Source organism: Moorena sp. SIO4G3 (genome assembly GCF_010692305.1).
Taxonomy (GTDB): Bacteria; Cyanobacteriota; Cyanobacteriia; order Cyanobacteriales; family Coleofasciculaceae; genus Moorena; species Moorena producens_A.
The window spans coordinates 1-7,057 of sequence record NZ_JAAHIG010000430.1; the positions used below are offsets into that span (position 1 = coordinate 1).

Annotated in this window: 5 protein-coding genes; 2 read left to right on the forward strand and 3 right to left on the reverse strand. The window is 45.1% G+C overall.

Annotated elements, in window-relative coordinates; translation table 11 throughout:
• Positions 1 to 714, reverse strand: a 714-nt coding sequence (locus F6J99_RS38975) for a DUF3641 domain-containing protein (RefSeq protein ID WP_293121409.1), incomplete at its 3' end; no start/stop codon positions are given.
• 340 nt (positions 715 to 1,054) lie between these two features.
• Positions 1,055 to 2,023, reverse strand: coding sequence for an arsenosugar biosynthesis arsenite methyltransferase ArsM (gene arsM / locus F6J99_RS38980; protein ID WP_293121411.1), 969 nt, complete (start codon positions 2,021 to 2,023; stop codon positions 1,055 to 1,057).
• Positions 2,024 to 2,693: 670 nt separating this feature from the next.
• Here arsM and F6J99_RS38985 point away from each other — a divergent pair.
• Together F6J99_RS38985 and F6J99_RS38990 are read left to right on the forward strand one after the other, a co-directional pair.
• Positions 2,694 to 4,673 (forward strand): AMP-binding protein, encoded by a 1,980-nt coding sequence (locus F6J99_RS38985; RefSeq protein WP_293121413.1) that lies wholly within the window; start codon positions 2,694 to 2,696, stop codon positions 4,671 to 4,673.
• A gap of 1,381 nt (positions 4,674 to 6,054) precedes the next feature.
• Entirely contained in the window at positions 6,055 to 6,504 is a 450-nt protein-coding gene (locus tag F6J99_RS38990; protein WP_070391459.1) for a YlqD family protein, read from the forward strand.
• A gap of 110 nt (positions 6,505 to 6,614) precedes the next feature.
• Here F6J99_RS38990 and F6J99_RS38995 read toward each other — a convergent pair.
• Positions 6,615 to 7,057: hypothetical protein (locus F6J99_RS38995; RefSeq protein ID WP_293121415.1), on the reverse strand; the 443-nt coding region annotated here is incomplete at its 5' end.

Sequence of the window (7,057 nt, forward strand, 5' to 3'; positions counted from 1 at the left end):
ATATAGCTTGGTGCGTTGTAAATGAAACTTTGTTCTACCAACGGGGATATTGGTAATTGTAAATAGCTGGTTGAATTCAATATCAAACTGTTCTTTTAGGAACAGTTTATAATCCTGCTCCAACTTAACCTGATTAGGAGTCAGAGAAAACGTTTCACTCAGTGGCAAAGAGGGATTGTAGACCAAATCAAGAATTAAGTTGGGGTTTGTACCATAGCCCAACCGATTCAGCCATTGAATCGCCCGAATCGAATCATCGTAAACTCCCTTGCCGCGCATTTTATCTACATTATCTTCCAGATAACAAGGCAAAGAAGCTACTACTCGTAATTGGTGCTTAGCGAAATAGTCAGGTATATCCTCATATCCCGGTTCAAAATAAATGGTCAAATTTGACCGAACAATCACCTCCTTTCCAGTTTGGTAGGCTGCTTCAACTAATGGCTTAAAGCCATAGTTCATCTCTGGCGCACCACCAGTCAAGTCAACCGTATTAATTTGAGGAAACTGATGAATCAGGGTAATAAGCTGGTCACAAATTTCTGGAGAAAGTTCTTCAGTTCGTTTAGGACCAGCTTCCACATGGCAGTGACTACAAGCTAGATTACAACGCTTACCCAGATTAATTTGTAAAACCGTGATTGGGTGTTTACTTAAGGGAGATTGCAGTTTTTTGTGGAACGGTGTAACAGCTGAAACGTCTGTTTTAATCATAATTTAATTGCCTTGGCATTGTTAGAAGTATTAATTTTAAAGTGTGAATTATGTTAGCGTAGCGTCGGCTTCGCCGAAATTATTAATTCTAAAGTCTGAAGTCTAAATTACGATTTCGGATTTGGTAAGTGTTAAGTCTGTTCGCGTAGCGTCGGCTTCGCCGAAGTGTCAAGTATCAAGTAATATTTTGGATTGGTTAATATTTAATTTTACCATGGATTTGTTGATCAACAAATCCATGGTTTTTTATCCTTCAACCTACCCGATAATTGACACCTACTGCCAACACCCTTAATCCTTCATCTTTTATCCTTAATCCTTTATAATTTATCCTTCACCTCTAACAACAACCACCACCAACATAGTGCCAAGTTGAATCAGTGACTAAGATTTCTTCTGGATTCACCTTTCCTAATTTCGCGGCTGTTTTATCACAAACAGCGGCTGGCACACCACGGGAGAGGATGTGTCCCGCATTGTCATCAAAAAACTCTTCCGCGCCCATGTAAATTGCTGTCTTGCCAGTAAAAATGCATGGTCCATCTTCTGGGATCACAACTTTGAAAGAAACAGAATCCAGACTTTCCAGCAACAGGGGTTCTTCGAGGTTGTAGTTTTGGCAATCCAGAAGCCGATAGGGACGCTTTGCTCGAATTTCTACTTGACCAAAACCTGACCTGACCAAGTGTTGGACATAGGATTGATAAGTGAGCGCACCAGACAGACACATAGCTCGTAGCCGCTCATCTTCCTGTAGATGGGGTGGAATCGGACGAGTTGCAATCGGGTCACTCATTAACAGTCGTCCACCTGGTTTTAAGACTCGATAGGCTTCTTTGAGTGCCTTCATCAGGTCAGCCGGTTCAAAAATGTTGAATAGGCAATTCTGGGCAACCACATCTACAGAATCATCTGGCATCGGTAGGGCAAAGGCATCCCCTTCCCGAATTTCCACAAAACTCTGGTCAAACCAGGAATTGTCTTGAGCAGCAATCTTCAGGTTACGGGTAGCCGCCTCCCGCATGGCCTCGACTGGCTCAACAGCAATCACACCCCCTGGACGTTGGGAAAAATAAGCAAACTGTAACGCCTCCAATCCACCACCAACACCGACATAGAGGACAGTTGGCTGATTGCTGAGTTCGGTGGGATGTACCGTAGTACCGCAACCATAATTCATATCCGCCATCAATGGAGGAATTTTCAGTCCTGGCAGTTGTAAGGGGCTACTTTGGACACAACACAAACCAACTTGGGGTGTTTGGGCGACTTCAGAATAAAATTCAGCAGTTGTTTCGAGATAGGTCATCTGAATCCTTTACTTGGCAAAGATGGTAATGCTATTGATAGTAGGGTGGAAATTGAAAACTAATTCTGAACCAGTATAGTTCCTCAGTTGAGCTTTAATGCTACAAAATTCATGTATCTTCTGATACCAAATCCCGGTTCAAAACCCCGTTGATTATTTTGATCGTCTAGTCAGCGAAGTGCGGACTTTGTCATCTTCAAGAAGGCTTCGCCTATGTCTAGCCGCGATTTATTCTTGGTTTAAGCTACAGGAAAGCTATAATAGCTGATCTGGAATTAACGCTGGTTGCAGGCTTTTAATCCAATTTGTCTTCAGGCAAGGAAGGGGACAATCCCTTGCCTAACCCTTAGATGCTATTAAACTCATGCCAGATGAATTTTTCGAGTAGTACACCATGAATTTTTACTGAGATTATCACGGGATCGCTCATCCTTAGGGTATAGGATGCTCGGGTAATCAATGGGGGGTAGGGGGTAGGGTGACCGGGTGTGGGGACAAGTTATAGTAGTAGATTGGACTTTGGTAACTCTGGTGAGTGTGGATTATTCTACGAGTGATTAACCAGACTTGATCTAAGACAGAAACTATAGTGTCCACTCAACACTGCCAATCAGCTCTGAGCATAAGAGTATGGTAGAAAGAGCTACCTAAGGAATCAGGGAGTTGATCAATGTCGAAAAACCAGTATGCAGAACGCCTCAGACAACAAGAGAGAGTTTACCTCAAGCGTGTTGCTGATTACTCTTCACTACAGTCGATACCAGAAATTTGGCCCCTTGCTGCCCAACGCTTTGGGTCAATCATTGCTCTGCAAGACCCTCACGCTGTGGGAGCTCATGGTGCTCCAGCCTCGACCCTGACCTATACCCAGTTGCACGAGCAAATCGAGCAATTTGCGGCTGGATTACAATCTCTAGGTTTCCAGCCAAAACTCGATGAGAAGGGTATTCCTACCCGAATTGCGTTATTTGCTGATAACTCTCCTCGATGGCTAGTTGCCGATCAGGGACTCATGAGTGCAGGAGCAGTAAATGTGGTGCGCTCAGGTCAAGCAGAACGGCAGGAATTGCTTTATATTCTCGAAGATAGCGGTAGCACTGCTGTGGTGCTAGAAAACCTCAAAACTTTGGAAAAATTTGGCGATCGCTTGGATGGGCTACCCATTGAATTAGTGATTCTCCTTTCTGAAGAACAACCACTATCGACCGGATCATCCCGACAAATTGTTAACTATACTCAACTCATGGAAGCCGGGGCATCTCGGTCTCTTACCAAAGCTAACCACAACCGGGAAACCTTGGCAACTCTGCTCTATACCTCTGGTACCACAGGTAAACCCAAAGGGGTGATGCTGAGCCATGGTAATCTCCTGCATCAGGTCAACAGCCTTGGTACAGTAATAGAAATCGAAAAAGGCGCTCGCGTTCTTTCTATCCTGCCTACCTGGCACGCCTACGAACGCTCAGCGGAGTATTTTCTATTATCTCAGGGTTCCACCCAGATTTACACCAACCTGCGCCATGTCAAAAAAGACCTTAAAACCTTCAAACCTAACTTTATGGTCGGAGTACCCCGACTGTGGGAATCGATCTATGAGGGGGTGCAAAAGCAGTTTCGTGAGCAACCGGAAGGTAAGCAGAAATTAGTCCAAAACCTGCTAGGGATCAGTCAACGCTACATTGATGCACGGCGGCTTGCTCAGGGGTTGACCTTAGATAATTTAAATCCTTCACCAATCCAAAAACTATTGGCCACAGTGCAAGCTTCCTATTTATGGCCGGTTCATCAATTGGCTAATAAACTAGTTTATCAAAAAGTCCGGGAAGCCACTGGGGGAGAAATCAAGCAAGTCATTAGTGGTGGGGGTTCCTTAGCTCGCCACTTGGATAACTTCTTTGAGATTATTGGTGTCGAAGTCCTAGTCGGCTATGGGTTAACCGAAACCTCTCCCGTTACTAATGCTAGGCGTTCGTATCGTAACCTGCGTTTTAGTGCTGGACTACCTTTACCGGACACTCAAATCCGGATTGTTGACCCTAAGACTCATCAGCCTTTACCCCAAGGTCAACGAGGGTTGGTGATGGTAAAAGGACCACAGGTGATGCAGGAATATTATCACAAACCAGAAGCTACCGCTAAGGCAATTGATCCAGACCGGTGGTTTAATACAGGGGATTTAGGTTGGGTTACCCCCCAGAATGATTTAGTCCTAACTGGCAGAGCCAAAGATACTATAGTTCTCACCAATGGGGAAAATATCGAACCACAACCGATAGAAGATGCTTGTCTGCGCAGTGCTTACATTGACCAGATTATGCTGGTGGGTCAAGACCAAAAGGCATTGGGTGCTTTAATAGTACCAAATCTAGATGCCTTGCAAGGGTGGGCAGCGGCTCAAAATCTTCCCCTTGACGTATCAGCTCCAGATGTTGATTTAAATATTAAAGAGCTTCAGAGGTTATACCGAACTGAATTAAACCGAGAAGTCAAAAATCGCCCAGGTTATCGGCCAGATGACCGTATTAGCACCTTTAGGCTGATTATAGAGCCGTTTTCCCAGGAAAATGGCATGATGACTCAAACCTTTAAAATCCGACGACCTGTAGTCACCGAACGCTATCGCGCTATCATTGACGGGATGTTTGCGTGAAGTACCCCAACCTGCTTGACCAAAGGCCATGGGATTGCTCCCATTCTCAGGTCAATTCAGGGACGGTCTTATTCCTCTTATCGGCTAAACCGACGCTACGCGAACGGGTTTCCCGCGCGCGTCCCCGACGCCTAAACCAGAGGAGCTTTTGAATGGCCGGGGAACCCGGCCATTCAAAATATCGCCTGCTGGAATTGGTCGTTGACGAGGCGTCCACAGGCAGACATCCGCCTTCTATCGACGTATAACTTTTACGACACACTTACCATGGAATTACAGCTCTATGGCTAACCAGCCGGGGCAAGTCTCTTCAGGGAGACGAAACCTTAGAATAAGGCAGCCTTAATCATAAAGTTTTAACCAAAGGTGCGCTTTCCGTTCTCCGTAGGAGACGCGGGGCGCGAACGGCAAATTAAATTCGCAACGGGTCTTGAAGTTACCGTAAGTGTAGGGTCGCCTTAATACAATAGTTTTAACCGTTTTCCTCATAGCCAGTCACCTATAAAGGCGACCCTACACGCTTGGCGCGCGTCTGGGGCACCTCTTTTACCCATAGCTGACCAACCATAAAGGCGGCCTTATTCTTGCGGTAACTTCTGACCTTGAGCTGGAGCTAGTACTTTGTACACCTTTGATAAGGTAGTTTTTTAGTCACTCAGGCGGGTCACTGACCAAGTAGATTATATCACGAATCGTCGTAATTTGTCTATATTTGTTATCCTAATGAGGTACAAAGTATTGTTTACCTCTTACCTCTTGCCTCTTGCCTCTTGCCTTCCCCTCCTGGAAGCAGGGCTGTTTCAAAGTGTAATAAGTTAACGATTATTGGAGATAGGGGAATAAGGGGATAGGTGGATAGGTAAATACCGCCAAATTTACCTAAAAATCCCCCAATAATGCCCTTAAAATCTGGCGAATTAGTCTGGTTCAATCAACTGAAATGACTAACAATTGGTGATTCGGCCAAAGAGGATGCTTAGATAAATTTGGCCAAAATCGCGACTATTCGCGCTCCTTTTCTCCCCATCTCCCCATCCCCCCATCCCCCCATCTATTTTTGGCGAGAATGAAACAGCCCTGCCCTCCTGGAAGGGGTTAGGGGTGGGTTCCTATTCCCTGTTCCCTGTTCCCTGTTCCCTGTTCCCTGTTCCCTAAAACCCAGAACTCTGTACCTCACCGAATTGAAAACAGTTATAGTCTCGCTATCCATCCCCACCTTCAAAGAAGGTGGGGAATTCCGCGAGTTTCTGTTAAAACGTTAGAAGGTTTAGAGGTGCGGGCCTCGAACCTTGAGACTGAACCTCAATCTTCTTTTTAAGAATTATTGAGCAATATCACCAGTCAAACTCTCAATCCCTCAAACTTAGATAGTGGAACGCATATGGACGACTCTAATAAGAACTTACTCTTGAAACGGCCAATTAATATCAAAGCCATCGTTACCCCTCGATGGAAGGAAGAGGTTCAGCAACAACTACAAAATCAAATCAACCAAATCGACGGGCAACTGCAACAGATTGATATCCAGGGACAAAAAGCGATCGCTGAGATTAAAAAGCAGAGCATGGATCCTCCTGGTCCTCAGGTATCGCAACAAATTGAAAGTATTCAAATGCAGGTTAATCAAAAGAAAAGTGAACTGCTAGACCAGAAAAACCAGCAACTTCAGCAACTACAACAAGTCCAAACCCTCGAACTCGACCAGGAAGTTAGTCAAGGTCAGCTAGAAAGCTTCTTCAGGGTGGAAGAGGGAGATAACCTAGTCAAAAAGATGAACGTGGAAATTCTGCTGCGGGATGGGGTTATCGAAGAAATTCGTGGTGATATTTAACCGAAACACAAGACATGAATAGACACGGATAGACAGATCAGCAACTATCTGTCTATCCGTGTTTAAAAAACTGTGTATTGTCTTTCACCCCTTTGCCATTGACCCAGCCATTATTGGCAAAATTCCGTTGACCAATCTTGATGACCCCGTCCCTCTCGACAGGTAAACTGTTGACCAGCCCACATCACCTGCCACTGTTTGCCAGTTTGGGCTGATTTGTTGGGGGATAACTCAATACGATACCGGATGCCACGTACAGAGTCATCCGGTAAACCCGTTTGAGTGATGGTGACTACCGCTTGATCAGGTTTAGGATAATCTACCTTGACCTGTTGATCGAAGTTTCCTTCAATCAACTGTGATTGGTTTTGACCAAAGGTAGATAATGCGATCGCTTTTGGATCGGCACCAATCAGTTGATCAGGTGTTGCCTTATTGGCTAGGTCAATGGCTTTGTAGTCTTCTCGCTTGGTCTCGACATTAGCAGGAGACTCAGTTGGTTTGGGTTCAGGGGGTTTGCTAATCTGAGTGCTTGCAATCTGATTAGCAAACA